The sequence below is a fragment of the Streptomyces sp. NPDC093546 genome (assembly GCF_044765045.1).
GTDB lineage: Bacteria > Actinomycetota > Actinomycetes > Streptomycetales > Streptomycetaceae > Streptomyces.
This window is the reverse complement of sequence record NZ_JBIWJG010000002.1, coordinates 255,779-276,040: the sequence shown is the minus strand read 5'-3', so window position 1 is coordinate 276,040 and position 20,262 is coordinate 255,779. Positions and strand designations below refer to the sequence as shown.

The 20,262-nt window shown below is 73.1% G+C and carries 12 protein-coding genes; 7 read left to right on the top strand and 5 right to left on the bottom strand.

Annotated elements, in window-relative coordinates; translation table 11 throughout:
* Positions 1 to 45 precede the first annotated feature (45 nt).
* The 4 genes from ACIRNI_RS04355 to ACIRNI_RS04340 all read left to right on the top strand — a co-directional run bounded on the left by ACIRNI_RS04355 (position 46) and on the right by ACIRNI_RS04340 (position 5,767).
* Entirely contained in the window at positions 46 to 1,221 is a 1,176-nt protein-coding gene (locus ACIRNI_RS04355) for a hypothetical protein (protein ID WP_403548168.1), read from the top strand.
* A 5-nt stretch (positions 1,222 to 1,226) separates the two neighbouring features.
* The gene (locus ACIRNI_RS04350; RefSeq protein ID WP_403548166.1) at positions 1,227 to 2,444 is read left to right on the top strand and encodes a cytochrome P450; all 1,218 of its coding nucleotides are present in this window, start codon (positions 1,227 to 1,229) and stop codon (positions 2,442 to 2,444) included.
* A gap of 93 nt (positions 2,445 to 2,537) precedes the next feature.
* On the top strand, positions 2,538 to 5,201 hold the full coding sequence (alaS, locus tag ACIRNI_RS04345; protein WP_403548164.1) for an alanine--tRNA ligase: 2,664 nt from the start codon (positions 2,538 to 2,540) through the stop codon (positions 5,199 to 5,201).
* A gap of 110 nt (positions 5,202 to 5,311) precedes the next feature.
* Positions 5,312 to 5,767 carry a YbaK/EbsC family protein gene (locus ACIRNI_RS04340; RefSeq protein ID WP_403548811.1) on the top strand — a complete coding sequence of 152 codons (456 nt, stop codon included), beginning with the start codon at positions 5,312 to 5,314 and terminating at the stop codon, positions 5,765 to 5,767.
* Positions 5,768 to 5,771: 4 nt separating this feature from the next.
* Here ACIRNI_RS04340 and ACIRNI_RS04335 read toward each other — a convergent pair whose 3' ends face one another.
* Positions 5,772 to 6,812, bottom strand: a complete 1,041-nt coding sequence (locus tag ACIRNI_RS04335; protein ID WP_403548162.1) for a LuxR C-terminal-related transcriptional regulator — start codon at positions 6,810 to 6,812, stop codon at positions 5,772 to 5,774.
* A gap of 92 nt (positions 6,813 to 6,904) precedes the next feature.
* Here ACIRNI_RS04335 and ACIRNI_RS04330 point away from each other — a divergent pair, with 92 nt between their 5' ends.
* On the top strand, positions 6,905 to 7,231 hold the full coding sequence (locus tag ACIRNI_RS04330; RefSeq protein WP_403548160.1) for a hypothetical protein: 327 nt from the start codon (positions 6,905 to 6,907) through the stop codon (positions 7,229 to 7,231).
* A gap of 130 nt (positions 7,232 to 7,361) precedes the next feature.
* Here the strand turns inward: ACIRNI_RS04330 and ACIRNI_RS04325 are convergent, their stop codons facing one another.
* The 3 genes from ACIRNI_RS04325 to ACIRNI_RS04315 form a co-directional block, all read right to left on the bottom strand.
* Positions 7,362 to 12,242: a DNA repair ATPase gene (locus tag ACIRNI_RS04325; RefSeq protein ID WP_403548158.1), complete on the bottom strand. Its 4,881-nt coding sequence runs from the start codon at positions 12,240 to 12,242 to the stop codon at positions 7,362 to 7,364.
* Between the two features lie 114 nt (positions 12,243 to 12,356).
* A complete protein-coding gene (locus ACIRNI_RS04320) occupies positions 12,357 to 14,336 on the bottom strand; it encodes an SPFH domain-containing protein (protein WP_403548157.1) in 1,980 nt (659 codons plus the stop codon).
* Between the two features lie 66 nt (positions 14,337 to 14,402).
* Positions 14,403 to 15,008 (bottom strand): hypothetical protein, encoded by a 606-nt coding sequence (locus ACIRNI_RS04315; RefSeq protein ID WP_403548156.1) that lies wholly within the window; start codon positions 15,006 to 15,008, stop codon positions 14,403 to 14,405.
* A 262-nt stretch (positions 15,009 to 15,270) separates the two neighbouring features.
* Between ACIRNI_RS04315 and ACIRNI_RS04310 the strand changes: the two genes are divergently transcribed.
* Positions 15,271 to 16,332 (top strand): PucR family transcriptional regulator, encoded by a 1,062-nt coding sequence (locus ACIRNI_RS04310; protein ID WP_403548154.1) that lies wholly within the window; start codon positions 15,271 to 15,273, stop codon positions 16,330 to 16,332.
* Here the strand turns inward: ACIRNI_RS04310 and ACIRNI_RS04305 are convergent.
* A complete protein-coding gene (locus tag ACIRNI_RS04305; RefSeq protein WP_403548809.1) occupies positions 16,324 to 18,234 on the bottom strand; it encodes an NAD-binding protein in 1,911 nt (636 codons plus the stop codon). The genes ACIRNI_RS04310 and ACIRNI_RS04305 overlap by 9 nt on opposite strands.
* 416 nt (positions 18,235 to 18,650) lie before the next feature.
* Here ACIRNI_RS04305 and ACIRNI_RS04300 point away from each other — a divergent pair, with 416 nt between their 5' ends.
* On the top strand, positions 18,651 to 20,195 hold the full coding sequence (locus ACIRNI_RS04300; RefSeq protein WP_403548152.1) for an alanine/glycine:cation symporter family protein: 1,545 nt from the start codon (positions 18,651 to 18,653) through the stop codon (positions 20,193 to 20,195).
* Positions 20,196 to 20,262: the final 67 nt, after the last annotated feature.

The following is a 20,262-nucleotide window of genomic DNA, read 5'->3' as shown; positions in this document are numbered from 1 at the left end:
CCCTGAAACCCGCCCCCCACGGAAGCCCTGGAGAGGAGTGTTCCCATGACAGGTTCCCAGCAACCAAGCGCCGGACCTCGGTGGTTGACGGGCTTCGGCCCCGCCGACGCCGTCACCCTCGGGTACCTCGACACGAGCGGCGCAGCCGTCGACGCGGACCGCCTGCGAGTCTCGCTCGCCCGCGCCACCGGCAGCCGCCCCGCCCCGGCGGTGACCGTCCACGACACCCCCGGCCTCGGCTGGGAGGCGGTGGACACCGCCCTGAAGGCGGCCGAGTCCGCCGCGCCCCGGCCCTTCGACCTGGCAAGCGGCGCGGCACCCGTCCGCGCCGAGCTGCGCCGCTGGAGCGGTGGCTGCCTCCTGGTCGTCCAGGTGCACCGATCCGCCTCCACGCCGAAGCCGGGCCCGGGCCCTGATCCGCAGCCGGGGCTGGAACGGGAACTGGAGCTGCTGGAGGCGGAGATCGAACGGTGCTACGCGGACGCCACCGCCGCGCCCCAGTCGCACCTCACCGCCGCCGCGCCCCAGTCGCACCTCACCGCCGCCGCGCCCGAGCCGCACCCCACCGCCACCCCCGCGCCCGTAGGGCCGGACGGCGCGGCGCCGCCGCCCCCGTACCACCAGATCACCCTCGACGGGCCCGTCGTCGACCGGCTGCTGGCGCTGGCCGACGACCCCGCGGCCACCCCGGCCTGCGTGCTCTTCGCCGTGTACGCGCTGGCCCTGGGCAGCGTCACCGGGCAGCGGGACTTCCGCACCGGCCTCGCCGTGCCCGGCCGCGCCGCCCCGGCGCCGGTCCGCGTCCGGATCCCGGAAGGCGGCCTCGACGACCCGGGAGACGCCTTCCGGAGCGTGCTCGCCGCCGTCTCCGCCGTACGCGGCCGGCCCCTCGGCCCCGAGGAGCCCGGCGCCACCGAGCCCAACGGTCACGATCAGGACCCGTGGCCGCGCGCGGTGTTCACGGACCGGCCGCTGTGCGCCACCCGCACGCTGCGGCTCGGCGAGGCACGCCTCGTGCCCACCCGGCTGCGCCCGCACACCGTCGCCTGCGACGTGCTGGCCGAGGCCATCGACCCGGCCCGCCCCGACGGCCGGCGGTACCTGCGGCTGACCTCCGACCCCACCGCGCTCGGCGCACGTGCCCTGCGCGACCTGGCCGCCGCCGTCGAGGCCACGGCCCGGCGGCTCACCGCCGCCGCGCACACCCAGGAAGTCCGGTGACCCCCATGCCTGCCGACACCTTGGCGGCCTTCTCCCCCGAGGAGATCCTCGCGCCCGAGGTCGCCCTCGACCCGGCGCCCTTCTTCGCGCGGCTGCGCGCCCACGAGCCGGTCCACTGGAACGAGCCCACCCGGAGCTGGTACGTCACCCGGCACGCCGACGTCGAGACGCTCCTGCTGGAACCGGCCCTGGGCGCCCGCGACAAGACCGCCATGCTCGCCGCGATGACCGAGGACATGCGCGCGGCCTTCGCGCCCGTCGAGCGGTTCCTCGGCAAGTGGCTGGTCTTCGCCGACCCTCCGTACCAGCTCAAGGCCCGCAAGGCGCTGCAGCGGGCCTTCACCCCGCGCAGCCTCGCGCCCTTCGCGCAGACCCTGCGCGCCTGCGCCGAGGAGGCCGTCCAGGCCCTGCGGCCGGGTGAGGGCGACCTGTTCCAGCAGGTGGCCCGGCCCTACGCGCTCACCGCGATCTGCGCCTTCCTCGGCATCGAGGACCGCGAACGCGACGCCGTGACGGGCTGGTCCGACGCTCTGATCCGCTACCTGAGCATGCCGGTCCTGGAGAAGGAGACGGCGCTCGCCGCCGACCTCGCCGTCCGCGAGCTGACCGCCTACGTCACGGGAACCGTCCTGCCCCGCGCGGCCGGTCCCATGGCCGCGCTGCTGGCTTCCCTCCACGCCGACGGCGCCGGGGAGCTCGACGCGCAGGAGGTCACCGCGCTCTTCGCCCAGCTGCTCACCGGCGGCGCCGAACCGGTGGCCACCGCGGCCGCCGTCGGCCTCGCGTGCCTGCTCGCCGACCCGGAGCAGCACCGCGCGCTGCGCACGGGCGAGGTCCCGTACGGCGCGGCCGTGGAGGAGTCCGTCCGGTTCGCGTCGCCGTTCAACTTCGCGCCCCGCACCGCCCGGGAGGACTTCGCGTACGCCGGGCGCCGCATCGCCAAGGGAGACCGCGTCGTCCTGGTCCTCGCGGCCGCCGATCGCGACCCCGAGGTCTTCGCCGACCCGGACCGCTTCGACATCCGCCGTACCGGCGGCCGCCACGTGGCCTTCGGGCGCGGTGGCCACTTCTGCCTCGGCGCCGCGCTCGCCCGGATGGAGATCGAGGCCCTGTTCCGGGCCGTCGACGAGCACCGTCCGGGGCTGCGCGGCGGTCACCCCGCCATGGTGCGGGAGCCGGCCTTCGGGGTGACCTCCGTCTCCGCCATCCCGTGCCTGGTCTGAGCCGGCTCCGTCCCCGCCCCGCCCGTCCGCCTTTCTCACACAGCCCGCAGTCCACAGCTTCCGCAGCCCCGCCCCTGGCACCGAGGTGAACCCGTGCACTCCCAGCAGATCCGCTCCACGTTCCTCGACTTCTTCACCGACCGCGGCCACGAGCCGGTCCGGTCGAGCCCGCTGGTCCCCGACGACCCGACCCTGCTGCTCACCAACGCCGGCATGAACCAGTTCAAGCCGTACTACCTCGGCGAGACCGCCGCGCCGTACCCGCGCGCCGTCTCCGTGCAGAAGTGCGCCCGGACCTCGGACATCGAGAACGTCGGCCGCACCGCCCGGCACGGCACGTTCTTCGAGATGCTCGGCAACTTCTCGTTCGGCGACTACTTCAAGCAGGAGACGATCGCCTACGCGTACGAGCTGGTCACGAAGGGGTTCGGACTGGCCCCCGAGCGGCTGTGGGCGACCGTCTACCTCGACGACGACGAGTCGATCCGCTGCTGGGAGCGCGTCGGCATCCCCGCCTCCCGCGTCCAGCGGCTGGGCAAGGAGGACAACTTCTGGTCCATGGGCGTGCCGGGCCCCTGCGGCCCCAACTCGGAGCTGTACTACGACCGCGGCCCGGCCTTCGGCCCGGAGGGCGGCCCCGCCGTCAACGACGAGCGCTACATGGAGATCTGGAACCTGGTCTTCATGCAGTACGGCCGCGGCGAGGGCGAGGGCAAGACCGACTACCCGATCCTCGGCGAGCTGCCGATGAAGGGCATCGACACCGGCATGGGCCTGGAGCGGCTCGCCGTCCTGCTCCAGGACGTGGAGAACGTCTGCCTCACCGACCTCCTCGCCCCGACCCTGCACCGGGTGCAGGAGCTGTCCGGACGGGAGTACCCGGGCAGCGGCGCCGACAAGGTGTCGTTCCAGGTGGTCACCGAGCACGCCCGCGCCATGGCCTTCCTCATCGCCGACGGCGTGCTGCCCGGCAACGAGGGCCGGGGCTACGTGCTGCGCCGCCTGATGCGCCGCGCCGTCCGGCACGGTCGGCTGCTGGGCATCGAGGGGCCGCTGCTGCCGGAGGTGACCGGCAGCGTCATCGCCAACCTGGGCTCCGCCTGGCCCGAGCTCGGCGAGCAGGCCTCGCTGATCGAGCAGGTCACCCGCGCCGAGGAGGAGTCCTTCGGCCGCACGCTGCGGCAGGGCGCCAAGCTCCTCGACGCCGCCGTGCGGCGGGCGAAGGAGCAGAAGTCCCCCTCGCTCTCCGGCGAGACCGCCTTCGAGCTGCACGACACCTTCGGCTTCCCGGTCGAACTGACCCTGGAGGCCGCGCACGACGCCGGCCTGACCGTCGACGAGGACCGGTTCGCCGCCCTGCTCACCGCCCAGCAGCAGCGCGCCAAGAGCGGCGGCAAGGTGAAGACCGCCGCCGCGCTGCGCCGCCAGGAGGCGTACCGCGAGCTGGTGGCCCGGCACGGCCGCACCGAGTTCCTCGGCTACGAGCGCACCACCGGCGAGGGCACCGTGCTGGCCCTGCTGGACGAGGGCCGCCCGGTGCCCGCCGCGTCGGCCGGCCGGCAGGTCGAACTGGTCCTGGACGCCACGCCGTTCTACGCCGAGCGGGGCGGCCAGGTCGGCGACACCGGCGTGCTGCGCACGGCGGACGGCGCGGTCCTGGAGATCACCGACACCCGCAACGGGCTGCCGGGCTTCCACGTCCACACGGCGCGGGTCGCCGAGGGCGAGATCCGCACCGGGCAGACGGCCGAGGCGGCCGTGGACGCGGCCCGCCGCGCCTCGGTGGCCCGATCCCACTCCGCCACCCACATCCTGCACGCGGTGGTCCGGGAGGTCCTCGGCAAGCACGCCGCCCAGCACGGCTCGCTGGTGGACGACGGACGGCTGCGCTTCGACTTCGTGCACTTCTCGGCCCTGTCCCCGGGCCAGTTGGACGAGATCGAGTCCCGCGTGAACGAGCGGGTGCTCGCCGACCCGGAGGTGCGGGTCTGGCACGCGGACCGCGCCGAGGCCGAACGGGCCGGCGCCCTCGCCCTGTTCGGGGAGAAGTACGAGGACACGGTGCGCATCGTGGACATCGGCGACTTCTCCCGCGAGCTGTGCGGCGGCACCCATGTCGCCCACGGCGCCCAGGTCGGCACGGTACGGCTGGTCGGCGACGCCTCGGTGGGCGCCAACCTGCGGCGCATCGAGGCCTGGACGGGCTTCGAGGCCCTGGCGTCCGCCCAGCGCGAGCGCACGCTGCTGCGGGAGCTCACCGGGCTGCTCGGCAGCCGCCCGGAGGACGCGGTGGCCGCGCTGGAGAAGCGGCTGAAGCTCCTGGCCCTGGCCCAGGGCGAGGTGGAGCGGATGCGCAGCGCCGAACTGACCGCCATCGCGGCGGGCGTCGCGGAGAAGGCCGAGGCCGTCCCCGGCGGGCTGCTGGTCGCCTCCCGGGTGGAGGGCGTCACCGGGCAGGAGCTGCGCCGCCTGGCCTCGACCGTGGCCCTGCGGCTCGCCTCGGGCGCGGGGATCGTGGTCCTGGGCACCGTGCACGAGGGCAAGGCGATGCTGGCGGCCGCGGTCGGCAGCAGGCTGCGCGAGCGCGGCATCGAGGCCCAGGAGGTGCTGACGGAGGCGGCCGCCGCGATCGGCGGCGGCGCGGGCGGCAAGGGCGCCCTGGCGAGCGCCGGCGGCCGCCACGCGGCCCGCCTCGGCGACGCGCTCTCGCTCGCCCGCGCCGCCTCGGCGACGATCCTGGACCGGAGCACCCGATGACGCCCACCCTGGAGGCCCTGGCCGTACGCGCCCCGCAGGCCCCACAAGCAGCCGCACAAGCTCCGGCGGCCGCCGGGACCGGGCTGGACGTGCACGCCACGCTGACGGTGATGTTCCGGCTGGCGGGCGCCCGGCACCGGTTCATCCCGCACCCGCCGGAGGGGCGGACCGAGCTGTCGAGCCTGCTGCGCGGCCACCCGCTGGAGCAGGCCGCGAAGACCCTGGTGCTGCGCGTGGCCTTCGGCAAGCGCCGGCGCCGGTACGTGCTGGCCGTGGTCCCGGGCCACCGCAAGGTGGACCGCGCCGCGGTCGCGGACCTGCTCGGCGGCACGGAGGCGTCGTTCGCCACCCGCGAGGTCGCCGAGCGGCTCACGGGGAGCGTCAGCGGCTCCATCGCCCCCTTCGCCCTGTGCTCCGGCGAACTGGAGGTGCTGGTCGACGAGGAGCTCACCGCGTACGAGGAGATCTTCTTCAACACGGGCCGGCTCGACATGTCGGTGGCCCTGGCGACCGCCGACTACCTGAGCCTGGCCCGCCCCTCGGTGGCCCGCATCGCCCTCCGCTGAGGGGTCACAGCCAGCCCCGCTCCGCGGCGCGCACCCCGGCCTCGAACCGGCTGCGCGCCTCGAGGCGGGCCATGATGTCGGACATCAGGCGGCGTACGCTCCGCACCGAGATCGCGAGCTGCTTCCCGGCCGCCTCGTCCGTCATCCCGCACGCCAGCAGCCGCAGCAGCTCCCGCTCCTGGGGGCTGAGCCCCTGGTCGTCCGGCTGCTCGGAGGTGCCCAGCGGGCGGGCGTCGTCCCAGATCCTGGCGAAGAGGGCCAGCAGCGCCGAGATGATGCTGGGCTGGCGCACCACCAGCGCGCCCCGGCCGGAATCCTGGAGGTCCATCGGCAGCAGGGCCACCTTCTGGTCGACCAGGATGAGCCGCATCGGCAGCAGCGGCGCGGTCCGCACTTCGCCACCGTGCTCATTCAGCCACGCCGCGTACCGCCGGGTCGCCGGATGGTTTCGGACACTGTCCAGATAAACCGTGCGGACGTCCACGCCGCGCGCGACTACTTTCTCGTCGAGCGCCCGGCTGGCCTCCATGCTCTCCGGAGTCAGCGAAGCCCGCGGAATGAGCGCCAGCACCTCACTGGCCGCCTCCTGGGAAATCTCCTCCAGAAAGAGTCGCACGGAATCGAGGCCACTCAGGCACTCGATTCCCCCGCCGCCCTGGAATTCCCCCTGCCCGAGCTCGAACTCGGCCATGAGGTCGACCATCGCGGCCCGGCCCTCCTCCAGCCGGCGCTGCATTTCCAGGATTTCCTGCTGCTGGGCCGATATCAGCGCGCCGATGGCCACGCTGGGCTTCACCACGCTGAACATCCCGGGGTCCTCCCAGGACGGGCGGATCAGCGCCGAGGCGGCGAGCTCGTCCAGCCCGCGCCTGATCTCGTCCTCGGTCAGGCCGAGTTGGCCGACCAGGTCGTCGACCCCCCACTCGTGGTTCCGGATCATGGCCTTGTAGATCATCCCGGCATGCGGGCCGATGCCCAGGCACGACAAGTGCGTGTCGCGCATCCCGGGCATTTCGGTATCAGACTGCCCTGCCGCCAGTTTCATCGGTCCATCCCCGCATGACATCTTCCGGCCAGTCACTTTGCTGCCGCATCGACGACTGGGTGGTACGCACAGTTGCACGGGACAATGAACCCATGCATATGACCGCATTGAAGGTGGAGCGGATCGCCGCCCACACCGAGGATCCCGCCGGCGCCGAGCGCGCCGCGCATTCACTCATCCTCGAAATTCTGAGCAATGCGAGCCATTCCATACGGCGTGCCGGTAATCTGCAGCACAGCTACGTAACCCCCCATGCGAACGGTTTCGCCGTCGCCCTTTTCTTCAACTCCGCCCGCCCGACGGAAGCATTGAGGCAGACCCGCGCCATTTCAGAGGTCATCAGCGCGAAGTTGCCGGAATCCGCAGGCCCTTGGCGCGTTCATTATCGCTCACAGCCCATACATCCGTACATGCTGTGAGATAAGTCATGACACGACCACGGTTAGTAGGCGTCTCGCCAGGCAGGCGCGGCCGGTCCCCGCCGCCGCTCCCTGCTGCCGCAATGGCGGTGGCCGAAACCCTCCCACCGCCCATGGCGCCGACCGCACATTACCGGCCATGCTCCCGGTGGCTCAGCAGGTGGCGGGGGTCCGTGGCCCGGGTGATCGCCGTCTCGACGGCGGCGATCCGGTCGGCCAGCAGGCCCAGCGCGGCCACCGCCCGGCCCAGGGCGTCGTCCCCGGAGCCGCCGCCGAGGGCCTGGGCGCGGACGTACGCCGCGGTGACGGCCGCCCAGCGCGCCGCCCCTTCCGCGGTGAGCGTGCCCCGCAGGGCGGCCAGCTTGAGGAGGTTGGCCTCGGCCCCGGTGGTGAGGGTCTGTGCCTCACCCGCGTAGTGGTCGTCGACGACGGCGGCCAGCTCGGCGTCGTTCATGACGGGGGAGACACGCGCCGCGATCTTGTTCATGTCGCGGTACGAGCCCTGGAGCCGGAACGGCGGCTCGGTGCGCGTGGCGTCCGACTGGGCGGCGGATGCGATGTACGCCCGGTTGACGGCGAGGACCGTGTCGCGTGCGGTGAGCAGGTGCCGCAGCACCGCGAGGATCCGGTCGAGTTCGGCCGCCGCGTAGGGGTGCGTGAGCCCGGACGCGACGAGCGGGGGTGCCGCGGAGCGGCTCGTTGAGGGGTGGTGGCCGGGTGACGGGTGGGCCGCCGGGTCGCCGGCGGCAAGGCGTACGAGCAGTTCCAGGTCGGCGCGGTCGCGCCCGGCGAGGGGAGCGAGCACGGGGTTGGAGGTGAGGGCGTTCTCGATGAAGCTGAACGCGAAGGCGTCCTCCTTGCCGGTCAGGACGTCGCCGAGGTTCCGGACGTCGGCGCGGTTGGCGAGCATGTCGGGGATGTGGAAGCGCTCCCCGGACTCGGTGTAGGGGTTGCCGGCCATGCAGACGGCGAAGCGCTTGCCGCGCAGGTCGTGGCCGTTCAGGGTGCGGGTGGCGTCGCACAGCGGAATGAACTTCTGCAGCAGCTCGGGGGACGTGTGCTGGATGTCGTCGAGGTACAGCAGGACGTTGTTCCCGGCCGCCAGCGCGAAGTCGATCTTCTCGACCTCCCGGCGCGCGGTGGCGTTCGGCGCCTCCGCCGGGTCGAGGGACGTGGTGGAGTGCCCGAGAGCGGGCCCGTCGACCTTCACCAGGAGCAGGCCGAGGCGATCGGCGACGTACTCCATGAGGGTGGTCTTGCCGTAGCCGGGCGGGGAGACGAGCAGCAGCAGACCGTGGCTGTCGGTCCGCTTGCCGGCCCCGGCGGCGCCGAGCTGCTTGGCCAGGTTGTCCCCGACGAGCGGCAGGTACACCTCGTCGACCAGCCGGCCCCGTACGAACGACGACATGACGCGGGGCCGGTACGCGTCCAGGCGCAGCCGCCGGCGCTCGGCGGCGACCAGGTCCGCCCTCCGCCGCTGGTAGGCGCGGAAGCCGGGCACCACGCCGGACGTGAAGTCGGCCGTCCTGGCCAGGAACTCGTCGAGCCGCAGGGCCAGGGTGCCCCGCACGATCCTCGGGTGCGTCCCGAGCAGGCCCTCGACCACGGCCGTGAGCGCGGCGTCCGCCTCGTGCCGTACGAGCGCGGGGCAGACCTCGATCGCGACGGCCTCGGCGAGGTCGCCGGCGTCCGGCTCCTCGCCGCTCGCGGCGGCGTACGAGGCGAGCCAGCCCTCGACGAGCCGGCGCGCGGCCGCGGTGTCGCCGGCGTCCAGCCGGTCGCGTACGTCCCGCGCGTACGGAGTCGGGTCCACCGACCGGCGGAACTTCTCCAGCAGCGTGCGCGCCGCCGGCCCGGCGACGAAGGACTCGCCGGTGGCGAGCTCCTCGACGAGGTATTCCGCCGCGCGAGCGGTCAGCGCGCCCGCGCCCGCGTCGACGAGTTCGCCGCGCAGCGCGTCCAGCGCGGCCGGGGCGGTGCGGAACGTCTCCCGCGCCCGTACCAGCGACGCGGCCTGCCGCGCCCACAGGTCGCGGTCCCCGGAGGTGGTGCCGTGCGCCCAGAACAGCTGGGCGGCGGCGCGGTCGGCGGCCGGGTACCGCAGCAGCCCGGCCCGCTCCCGCAGGCGCAGCACCACGGAGAGGATCGCCGCCGCGTCGTGGTCGTGGACGCCGCGCTCGTACCCCTCGTCGTACGCGGCCTCGGCCGCCCGCCGGGTGACGGCGGACAGGTCCGCGCCGGTGAGGGCGTCCGCGCCGTGCTCGGCCAGCAGCCGCGCCGCCAGGTACTCCGCGCGGTAGACGTCGGCGTTCTCGGAGGGCAGCAGCTGGTGCCAGTGGGCGCGGGTGTCCGCGAACGCGGGGTCCGTGACCGGGCGCCGGTAGTCGGTGCCGGTCAGCGCGAACGCCATCCCGTCGTCGCCGTCGGGTACGAGGGTGAGCTCCGGCGGCCGGGTGTTCACGGCGAAGCGGTGCGCGCCCAGGCGGAGGGTGTCGCCGCCGTCCGCGTACAGCTCGGTGCGGTCCCGCAGGGCCCGGCCGGCCTCCTGGCGGGCGGCCTTGAGACGCCCCTCCAGCTCCTCGGCGCGGGCCGGGTCCCCGAGCGCGCGCAGCTCGTCGGCGGTACGGCGGACCTTGGCGGCCATCGGGTCGGAGGCGAAGTACGTGGTGACGGCTTCGGCGCTGTCCAGGGCGGCCGCCCGGCGGGCGATCGTCTCCAGGACGCGCGCGGCGGACTCGGCGAGGCGTTCGGCGCGCCGGGCCCGGTCGTCCTGGAGGGTCTGCCGGCGGGCGGCGAAGGCGTCGTGGACCTCGGCGCGCTGGTCGGCGATCTCGGCGAGGAAGCCGTCGTGGTCGGCGAACCGCGACTCCAGGGTGTCCAGTTGGAGGAGCAGCCGGGCCAGCTGCGCGTCACAGGCCTCCGGGGTGTCGGCCGCCGCCAGCGCTCCGGTGACGGACTGCGCGAGCAGCGCGAACCGCGCCGCGAACTCCGCGCGCCCCTCCTGCTCGACGAGGTCGCGGCGGCGGGCGGCCAGGATCGCGCGGGCGCGGTTCAGCCCGGCCAGCACTTCCGCGATCCGCTCGAGGATCGCGGTGCGCACGGTGGCGTCGGCGATGTCGAGGCCGGCGACGACCTCGGTGAGGGTCTGGAGGCCGGCGACCTGCTCGTCCAGCCTCTCCGTGACCGGGTCCGCCGCGGCGGTCGTGGCGATCGCCCCCGCCTCGGCGGCGAGCCGCTCCACCTCCGCGTGGTGGGCCGCGAAGGCGTCGTCGCGCCGGAGGAAGGCCACCGCCCGCCGCGCGGTGGACGCGATGTGCCGCTCGGTCTCCTCGGCGAGCACGTCGATGGCGTCCGTGTCCGCGTACCGCATCTCCTTCAGGGTCACCAGGCGCCCCTGGGCGCGGCGCAGCGCGGAGATGCGCTCGATCCACTCGCCGGCGTCGGCGGGGGCTTCCCCCTGGACGCGCCGCACGAGCCGCCGCAGGTGCTCGGCGCTCTCCGCGACCGCCTCGGCCGCCTGCCGGGTCAGGGACCGGACGGACGCGAACTCCGCCAGCACCTGCTCCGCGGTGGCCTTCAGCTCCTCCAGCGGGGTGCGCAGGTCACCGGCGTCCGCGTCGCCCAGCCAGTGGAAGCGGTCGACGGCCCGCGCGCAGGCGGCGATCAGCGTCTCGTACAGCTCGGTGGTGGCGGTGGTGGCGGTGGTCTCGCGGACCTGGCGGGCGATGGCGAGGCAGTCGGAGATGCCGCGTACGAGGTCGGCGTTGCCGATCCGGGCGAGCGGACCGTCCGCCACGGGGACGGCGTGGGTGTCGGAGACGTACGGCGTGCGCCACACCTGCACCGGGTGGACGCGCGCCGGTTCGCCGGACTCGGGGCGCAGCAGAGCGAGGGTGCCGTCGTCGAAGAGGGCGTAGCCGCGGCAGGTCAGCGCGGTGGCGGCCTCCTTGCGGATGAGGTTGTACGGCAGGAGGAGGGTGCGGCCCTCGGCCCGGTCGTGGAAGACGAACAGCACGTCCTCGCCGTTGGGCGAGCGGACGGCGCGCTCGAACTCCAGGCCTTCGGTCCGCTCCGCGTCGAAGGTCTTCACCGTCCCCGTGGCGAGGCAGTAACCGCCGGGGAAGACGATCCCCTGGTCGTCGGGCAGGCGCCGGCACGACTGCCCGATGCCGTCCAGCCGGACGACGGACTTCGTGAGCGTGTTGTGGACCAGGTACCGCCGGTTCTCCTCCTTGTACGGCCGGACGCGGATCAGGACCAGGGCGCCGACGGCCGCGTACGCCACCTCGGCGTCGGCGAGCGACTGCAGCGGCTCGTCGACCGGCTCGCTGTGGACGCCCTCGCCCGGTTCCGTGTCGTTCTCCGTCTTCACGGTCAGCGTGCCGCCGACCGTCGAGACGAAGACCGCGCCGCCGGCGACGGAGACCTGCGGGTGCCGGCCCAGGACGTGGTCGTCCCGGGTCGTCTCGACCCACGGGAAGTCGTACGGCGCGGGCAGGACGTGGTCGCGCTCGCCCCGGGCGTCCAGGAACCGCACCTCGCCGGAGGCCGCGACCGACCAGCGCAGCACGCGGAGGTCCTCGGCCTGCTCCCCGGTCCGGAAGACCGCCAGCAGCTTGCCGTCGACCGTGCGCAGGCGCAGGAGCCGCGCCCCCTGGAAGTAGCGGTGCAGGGCGGCGTGTTCGCGTACGAAGGCGGGGTCGTCGAGCAGGCCGGGCACCGCGTCGTCCGGCAGCCGGTTCAGGTCGCGGTCGTAGACGGCGAACACGTCCGCGGCCGGGGCCTCGTACCCCACGAGCAGGGCGTCGCCGACGGCGACGACGTCACGGGGGACGACCGTGCGATCGGTGCGGATCCGCTCGGTGCCGAGGAGGGCGAGCCCGGTGGAGCCGAAGGCCTCGATACGGGCGGTGTTGAGGGCGTCGGCGCGCCGTGCCACCTCGCCGGCCCGGGCACCGAGCCGGTCGCGCAGTACCTCGTACGCGCCGGCGTCCATCCCCGTCGTCTCCATCGGCCCCGCTCCCTCGTCCACGTGATCGTCGTTCCGCGGCCGCGACGGCCGTCTCCTCCGGAGCTGCCGCCCCCCGCGCGGCAGCTCCGGAATCCCTTGGTCCCTTGGCGGCCGTCAGCTCTTCGCGGTGCCGTTCAGGCCCGCGAGTTCGGCGACCGGCATGTCGGCCAGGCCCAGCTGCCGGGCCTTGCCGATGAGCTCGTCGAGCCGGCCGGACCCCGCCGGCATGAGCTTCATCAGCAGGGCGGACACGGTCAGGTTCTGTACGTCGGCGGTGGAGACCGACCCGAGCACCTTCGTCAGGTCCTCGGTGAAGGAGGCCGAACCGTCCAGCCACGGCCCGGCCAGCGCCTGGGCGGTCTGCGAGCTGTCCATGAACCCGTCGACGCTCTTGCCGAGGGACATGGCCCCGACGATCCGGTCGAAGAACACCGACTCCCCTCCGACGATGTTGATGTCGGCGTTCTCCAGGCCGGTGGCGAGCACGGCGGCCTGCGCCTCGGCGACCTGCCGGTGCACCTCCAGCCCCGCGAGCCGGATGTCCTTCTCCGCCTCCAGGCGCAGCCGGTACTCCTCGTGCGTACGGGACGCCTCGTCCAGCGCGGCCATGGCGGCCGCCTTCTCGGTCAGGCCCGCGGCCTCCGCCCTCATCCGGGCGGCCATCGCCTCGGCCTCGGCGCGGCCCGCCTTCTCGATGGCGTCCGCCTCCTTCTCCCGGACCTGGACGGCGGCCAGGCCCTCGGCCGCCGACTCGGCCTGGATGCCCTCGGCGAGGCGGACCTTGGCGCGGGCGTCCAGGTCGGCGGCCTTGTGGCGGGCCTCGGCCAGCGTGAGCTCCTCGGCCGCGCGGTGGACCGCGGCCTGCTCGGCGGCCTCGGCGGCCTTGATGTCCTTCACCAGCCGCTCCTGCGCCTCCGCCTCGGCGGCGATGACGACGGCCTGCCGCTGTCGCTCGGCCTCCTCGACGGCGCGCAGCCGCTTGATGGACTCCTCCTGCTCGGCGACCGTACGGTCCACGGCGACCCGCTCGCGGATCACCTCGGCGATCTCGCGGCGCTCGGTCTCGACCTCCTTCTCCGCGGAGATGCGGGTCAGTTCGGTCTCCCGCTCGCGGGCGATGACCTCCAGCAGGCGGTCCTTCTCGATGCGCTCGTTCTCGATGGCGATGACCCGCTCGCGGTTCTTCTGCGCGACGGCGACCTCGCGGGCCTGGTTCTCGCGCTGGATGCCGAGCTGTTCCTCGGTCTTCAGGAAGGCGCTCTGCGCCCGCAGCCGCTCCTCCTCGGCCACCCGGGCCGTCTCGGCCTCCTCCCGGGCCCGTACGGTCTCGATCTCGCGCTTCTGCTTGATCTCGGCGTCGGCCTGGCGGCGCTCCAGCTCCAGGATCGCCTCGCGGGCGTCGACGTTCTGCCGGGTGATCTCCTTCTCCTCCGTGCGCCGGAACTCGTTGGTGCGCACGTGCTCCACGGCCGTCAGCTCGGTGATCTTCCGGATGCCCTGGGCGTCGAGGATGTTGGAGGCGTCCAGCTGCGCGAGCGGGGTCTGCTCCAGGTAGTCGATCGCCGCGTCCTCCAGGCTGTAGCCGTTCAGATCGGTGCCGATGACCTGGATGATCCGGTCCCGGAACTCGTCGCGCATGGTGTAGAGGTCGGTGAAGTCGAGCTGCTTGCCGACGGTCTTCAGCGCCTCGGAGAACTTGGCGTTGAACAGCTCCTGCAGGGTCGCCTGGTCGCTGGCGCGGGCGGTGCCGATGGCCTGGGCGACCTTGACGACGTCCTCGACGGTCTTGTTGACGCGGACGAAGAACGAGATGCGGATGTCGGCGCGGATGTTGTCCCGGCAGATCAGGCCGTCCCGCCCGGTACGGGAGATCTCGATGGTCTTCACCGAGATGTCCATCACCTCGGCCTTGTGCAGCACCGGCAGGACGACCTGCCCGGTGAAGGTGACGTCGACCTTCCGCATCTTCGACACGATCAGCGCCTTGCCCTGCTCCACCTTGCGGAACAGCCGGCTGATCACGAACAGCATGGCGAGGGCGATGAGCAGGACAACGGCGACGAGCACGCCGATGCCCCAAGTGATGGCATCCATGAGCAATCCCCGGTTCGAAGGGTGGGATCTGACGTGGGAGGGGAGGGGGAGGGAGGGACGGCGCGGTCAGCCGCGCGGGTCCAGTGCCGCGTCGAAGGGCGCGACCCAGAAGAACTCGCCGGCGTCGTCGTACGCGTACAGCAGCCCGGTGCTGCCGAGCGCCAGCCGGGCGCCGTCGTTCTGACGGACCTGTACGACCGCGGTGGACCCGTCCCTGGCCGCGACCTCCGCCTGACCGAAGCCCGCGTCCACCCGCCCGGTGCGAATGGTGCAGGTCAGTCCGACGAAGTCGTGGCGGGACGGCCCGGGTTCGTCGGGGAAGAGCTTGGCCAGCGGGCGTACGAGCCCCCGGGTCAGTCGCCAGGAGGCGAAGAGGGAGGCGAACAGCAGGGCGGCATTCAGCAGGTGGACCAGGGCGTCGGACCATCCCGTACGGGCGAGGAGCACGGACCCGGTGACGGTGAAGAACCACGCGAAGGAGATCAGCAGGGAGGCGGAGACCGCGACGGGCACCCCGCCCAGGTTCAGGGCGTCGGCGTCCACGTCCGCGTCGAAGCCGTCGTGGTCGGCCGCACCGAGCAGGACCAGCAGCCAGAAGCCGACGACGACCACGAGGGCCGCGGTGAACAGCACGGCGGGGAAGGTGGCGAGGGCGTGCAGGAACTCGGCCATGACTCTTCCCCCTTGGTGTCACCGCACGGCGTGCTGATTTCCGGGATCCGGCATCGAACTCACGTCTCTACCCCCGGCGGACTCATCGTGACAGCACGGCACGCGTGTGCGCATTGCCGTCACCCGGCAATCTTTACTGCTCCTTGATGCCGGTGGCCGCCCCTCGGCGTACGCGTGCCACCCTTGACGTCCGCACGTCGGGACGTCGGGAATTCGGGAATTCGGGACGTCGTCATCGACGCGTCCGGACACGGGAGGGGCGATGACGGAACGGGACACGGTCGGGGAGTACCTGGAGGGCTATGCCCGGATCCTCACCGGTGCCTGCGCCACCGGCCGCCGCCTGAGCCGGGACGAAGTGGAGGCGCTGCGCGCCCAGGGCGAGCGCGCCGCGGAAGCCGGCATCGGGCTGCGACTCCTGGTGCGCGCCCACCTGTCCGCCGCCCAGGACGTACGGACCTGCCTGAGCGCGGCAGCCGCCGACCACCTGCTCGCGGCGGTGGAGCAGGCCGTGGACGCCTTCGCCGAGGGGCACGAACGCGCCCAGCGGCTCGCCATCCGCCAGCAGGAGGCGGCCCGGCGCGAGTTCGTCGACGACCTGCTCCACGGCCGCAGCGACGCCGGGCGCCTGGCCGAACGGGCCGAGCGGTTCGGGCTGTTGCTGTCCCACGCCCACGCGGTCGCCGTGGCACAGGGCGCTGAGCCGTACGAGGACGGCTACGCGGTCACGCGCGGCATCGAGTCGTCCCTCGCCGCCCGCTTCGGCGACCGCCGCATCCTGCTGACGACCAAGAACGGCCGCCTCATCTGCATCGCCCCGGCCGACCAGGACGACGTCCTCTCCTACTTCGCCAAGCAGGCCTACGCCGCCACCGACGGCGGCCAGGTGGCCATCGGCCGGGCACACCCCGGCGTCGGCGGGGTCGTCCACTCCTACGAGGAGGCGCTCAACGCCCTGGACCTCGCGGCGCGCATGGACCTGGACGAGCCGGTGCTGCACGCCGCGGACCTCCTGGTCTATCCGGTCCTGACACGCGACCGCCAGGCCATGGCCGACCTCGTACGCACGGTCCTCGGCCCCCTGCAGCAGGCCCGCGGCGGAGCGCAGCCACTCATCGACACCCTCACCGCGTACTTCGACACCGGCTGTGTGGCCGCCGAGGCCGCCCGGCGGCTCTCCCTGAGCGTCCGCGCCATGACCTACCGACTGGAACGCATCCACCGGCTCACCGGGGCCGACCCCGGCGACCCGGTGAGCCGCTACACCCTCCAGACCGCCGTCATCGGCGCCCGGCTGCTCGACTGGCCCGAGCAGTCACTCTGAGGGCCACCGCCCGACGGGCCCGGGCTGCGGGTGCCGGCCGAGAAGCTCGGCCAGGCCGCGGCGCGTGGCGGCCAGAACGACGCGGTCCTCGGGTCGCAGGACGTATCCGGGGTGCAGGTCCCACACGAGGCCGGTGGCATGCCGCTCGCCGTCGGCGGGGCGCGGGGTGGCCAGGTCGGGGCGCCGGTCGGCGGGCGCGGTGGTGTCGAGGGCGAGCACGCGCCAGGCACCGGGCCGGAAGGCTTCCTCGATGGTGCGGCCCTCCAGCTGCGGGTGGCCCGCGACGACGAGCGCGGCGAAGACGAGCACCTTGCGCTCGACCGGTATGGCACCCAGGATCTGGCGGCCCATCATCGCCCCGGCGAAGGCGGGCGCGGCCAGGTGCGAGACGCTGCGGCTCCGGGTGAGCGCGTCGGGGTGCGCGGCGCGCAGGGTGCGGTAGACGGCCGTGGCGAAGTCGTCGTCGTACAGCCGCAGGGCCACCCGCAGGTCGGCCTTGACCGTACGGGCGTAGAGCGCGGCCTCCAGGTTGGTGGTGTCGGAGCTGGTCAGCGCGAGCAGGGCGTGCGCGCGCTGGATCTTGGCCGCCTCCAGGACGCCCTCCTGTGTGACGTCACCGATCACGGTCGGTACGCGCAGCCGGCGGGCCAGCGCGACCCCGCGCGCCTCCGGATCCTCCTCGACGCACACGACCGGGATGCCGAGGTCCCGCAGCCGGGCGAGCACGCGGGTGCCGATCTTGCCGAGCCCGAGCAGGACGACGTGGCCGGAGAGCCCGCGCGGCGGACGGCGCAGGGCGGACGCGCTGCGGAACGCGCCCAGCGCCTCCAGCGCGCCCGCGACGAGGAGGGGCAGCAGCGCCAGGCCCACCAGCCCCGACAGCAGCTGGAGCACCTGCCGGGCGGTGGACTCGCCGACGGCGGGGTCGTTGATGGAGAACAGGTCCAGCAGCGTGACGTAGGCGGCGTGCAGCGGGTGATCCCCCGTGGTCAGCCAGGACGCGACGGCCAGGCCGATCACGGCCAGGCACGTGACGGCGACGGCCCAGCGAAGGCGGCGGGAGAAGAGCTCGGAGACCGGAATGCCGCGGCCGGCCAGACGCCCGGCCGGCAGCACCGGGCCGGTGTGGGTCACCGCCTCCAGGACGACCGTGCCGCGTCCGGTCGCGGCGGTGACGGTGCTCGGGTCGGGCAGCAGCCGGGGGCCGGCCGTCCCGCTGCTGTCCGATCCCTCCTCGCCGGCGGGATCGTTGGTGGTGGCGGAGAGCAGGGCGAGAGTGCACAGCCCCGGATCGGCGACGTCGCCACGGCCGGGCGGGGTGCGCTCCACGGCCCGCAACAGCAGCCCGTCGGCGTGGACGATCTTGCTCGTGCCGGCGACGGCGGTCGCGGCCAGGGCCGGCGCCGCCGTGTCCGCGTCGGAGAGCACGGTGGTGGACGCGTCGACCTCACCGGGGCTCAGGTCCGGCAGGGCCACGAGGGCGGCCTGGTCGAGCAGCTGCTCCAGGTGCTGGCCCAGCTTGCGGTTGTAGAGCCGGATCACCAGGCGCAGACCCGGGTTGAGGCGGCGCGCCGCCAGGGCGGCACGGATGTTGGTCTCGTCGTCGTCGTATACGAGCGCCAGAGCCGCCGCGCCCGCCACACCCGCCGACGCCAGCACCGCCTCCGTGGGCTCGTCGGCCTCCACCACCTCCGGGAGCCCTCCCGTCGCGGGCGGCGCTCCCGTCATGACCGCGGAGACCCGCCCGAGGAGTGCCGACGCCCGTCCCTGCCCCGGAACGGTCAGCCGCGGCCCGGCCGCCGGCCCGCCGGCCGGGCCGACGAGAACGACGCGCTCCCGGTAGACCTCCCGCAGCTCCGCCGCCAAGCGGTGGGCGAGCGCGTCGTCACCACAGACGACCATGTGTCCGGACGGGCCGGCGGGCGCGCGCTGCGCGGAGAGTGAAGGCACCCGCCCAGGATGCCGCCCGCCGCGGCGACCCCACCAGATAGCTGTCCGATGAACGGATCAAGCTGACCGCATAACGGTCTTATTTCGTTCGCTGGCATTTTCGAAGATTACTGACGGTCATGTGATTTGCATCACTAAAGAATCCGTAAAGGTCGTGGTAGAACTGCGCAACTCCGCAGGTCGCACCACCCCTCGCCGCCGCGGACACGTCGGCACACGCGCCGACTGCACGACCAGGGTGATCACGTTCCGCGTCCACGGACCATGCGCCCAGGGTCGCCGATCGGACAACGGCGTTCGCTCAAAGACCGCACATCTTCCCGACGCAGCCTCCCCTGCGCCGGTACTGCGCCATCGAGGTAGCCACCGTGTCACTCGACTCCTTCACCACGTCCGTCGACGAAGCCGTCAGCGGACTCTTCGAGCCCATAGCCAGCTGGCTTGTGGACGTCGTCTTCTACTCCCAGCCGGTCGGCGGTACGCAGGTACCGCTCATCGTCGTCTGGCTCGTCGTCGCCGGACTGGTCTTCACCGCCTGGTTCGGCCTCGTCCAGGTCCGCAAGTTCAAGCTCGCCATCGACGTGGTGCGCGGAAAGTACGACGAGAAGGGGTCGGCCGGCGAGGTCAACCACTTCCAGGCCCTGACCGCCGCCGTCTCCGGGACCGTCGGCCTCGGCAACATCGCCGGTGTGGCCGTCGCCGTCTCCATCGGCGGCCCCGGTGCCACCTTCTGGATGATCCTGTGCGGCCTGCTGGGCATGGCCACCAAGTTCGTCGAGGTCACGCTCGGCGTGAAGTACCGCGAGGTGCACGCCGACGGCACCGTCTCCGGCGGCCCGATGCACTACCTCCCCAAGGGCCTGGCCGACCGCTTCGGCAAGAACGGCAAGACCCTGGGCAAGGTCCTCGCGGTCCTCGCCTCCTTCTTCGTCCTGTTCTTCGGCCTCTTCGGCGGCAACCTCTTCCAGGTCAACCAGTCCTACGCGCAGCTGGTCTCGGTCACCGGCGGCGACGACGGCCTGATGGGCTCCTCCGCCGGCGCGCTGTTCTTCGGCATCCTCGTGGCCGCGCTCGTCGGCATCGTGCTGCTGGGCGGCATCCGGTCCATCGCCAACGTCACCAGCAAGCTCGTCCCCGCCATGGCCGGCATCTACATCGCCGCCTGCCTGGTCGTCATCCTGGTGCACGTCACGGCCGTCCCGGCCGCCATCGCCACGATCGTCGAGGGCGCCTTCAACCCGCAGGGCGTGGCCGGCGGTGTGCTCGGCGCGCTGATCATCGGATTCAAGCGGGCCGCGTTCTCCAACGAGGCCGGTCTCGGCTCCGCGCCGATCGCCCACTCCGCGGTCAAGACCAAGCACCCCGCCAGCGAGGGCCTGGTCGCCCTGCTGGAGCCGTTCATCGACACGGTCGTCATCTGCACGATGACCGCGCTGACCATCGTCATCGCCAACCCGGCCAGCTACGCCGAGGCCCGCAAGGGCGAGTCGATCGGCGGCGTCACTATCACCTCGGACGCCTTCGGCACGGTGATGCCCTGGTTCCCGTACATCCTCACCATCGCGGTGCTGCTCTTCGCCATCTCGACGGTGCTGACCTGGGGCTACTACGGCGAGAAGGCGTGGACGTACCTCTTCGGCCGCAGCCGGACCAGCGTGCTGTCGTACAAGGTCGTCTACACCCTGTTCGCGGTCGCCGGTTCGCTGCTGACGCTGCAGACCCTCATCGACATGGCCGACGCGGTGCTGTTCATGCTCGCGGTCATCAACATCATCGGCCTGTACCTCCTCGCCCCGGTCGTCAAGCGCGAGCTCGCCTCCTTCCTGGAGTTCGTCCGCGCCCGCGACGCCGGTGAGATCACCGAGGACGACGAGTCCGACGAGGACCGGGAGTCGGTGAAGACCACCGTCTGACCGCCCCCGCGGCCCGACTCCCGAGCGGCCTGTACACACCTCGCGCCTTGGTGTGTACGGGCCGCTC

Bases quoted from the DNA above. Each gene is read 5' to 3' on its own strand.
- ACIRNI_RS04355 (WP_403548168.1), top strand. From the start codon at position 46: ATGACAGGTTCCCAGCAACCAAGCGCCGGACCTCGGTGGTTGACGGGC.
- ACIRNI_RS04350 (WP_403548166.1), top strand. From the start codon at position 1,227: ATGCCTGCCGACACCTTGGCGGCCTTCTCCCCCGAGGAGATCCTCGCG.
- ACIRNI_RS04340 (WP_403548811.1), top strand. From the start codon at position 5,312: ATGTTCCGGCTGGCGGGCGCCCGGCACCGGTTCATCCCGCACCCGCCG.
- ACIRNI_RS04335 (WP_403548162.1), bottom strand. From the start codon at position 6,812: ATGAAACTGGCGGCAGGGCAGTCTGATACCGAAATGCCCGGGATGCGC.
- ACIRNI_RS04330 (WP_403548160.1), top strand. From the start codon at position 6,905: ATGCATATGACCGCATTGAAGGTGGAGCGGATCGCCGCCCACACCGAG.
- ACIRNI_RS04325 (WP_403548158.1), bottom strand. From the start codon at position 12,242: ATGGAGACGACGGGGATGGACGCCGGCGCGTACGAGGTACTGCGCGAC.
- ACIRNI_RS04320 (WP_403548157.1), bottom strand. From the start codon at position 14,336: ATGGATGCCATCACTTGGGGCATCGGCGTGCTCGTCGCCGTTGTCCTG.
- ACIRNI_RS04315 (WP_403548156.1), bottom strand. From the start codon at position 15,008: ATGGCCGAGTTCCTGCACGCCCTCGCCACCTTCCCCGCCGTGCTGTTC.
- ACIRNI_RS04310 (WP_403548154.1), top strand. From the start codon at position 15,271: ATGACGGAACGGGACACGGTCGGGGAGTACCTGGAGGGCTATGCCCGG.
- ACIRNI_RS04305 (WP_403548809.1), bottom strand. From the start codon at position 18,234: ATGGTCGTCTGTGGTGACGACGCGCTCGCCCACCGCTTGGCGGCGGAG.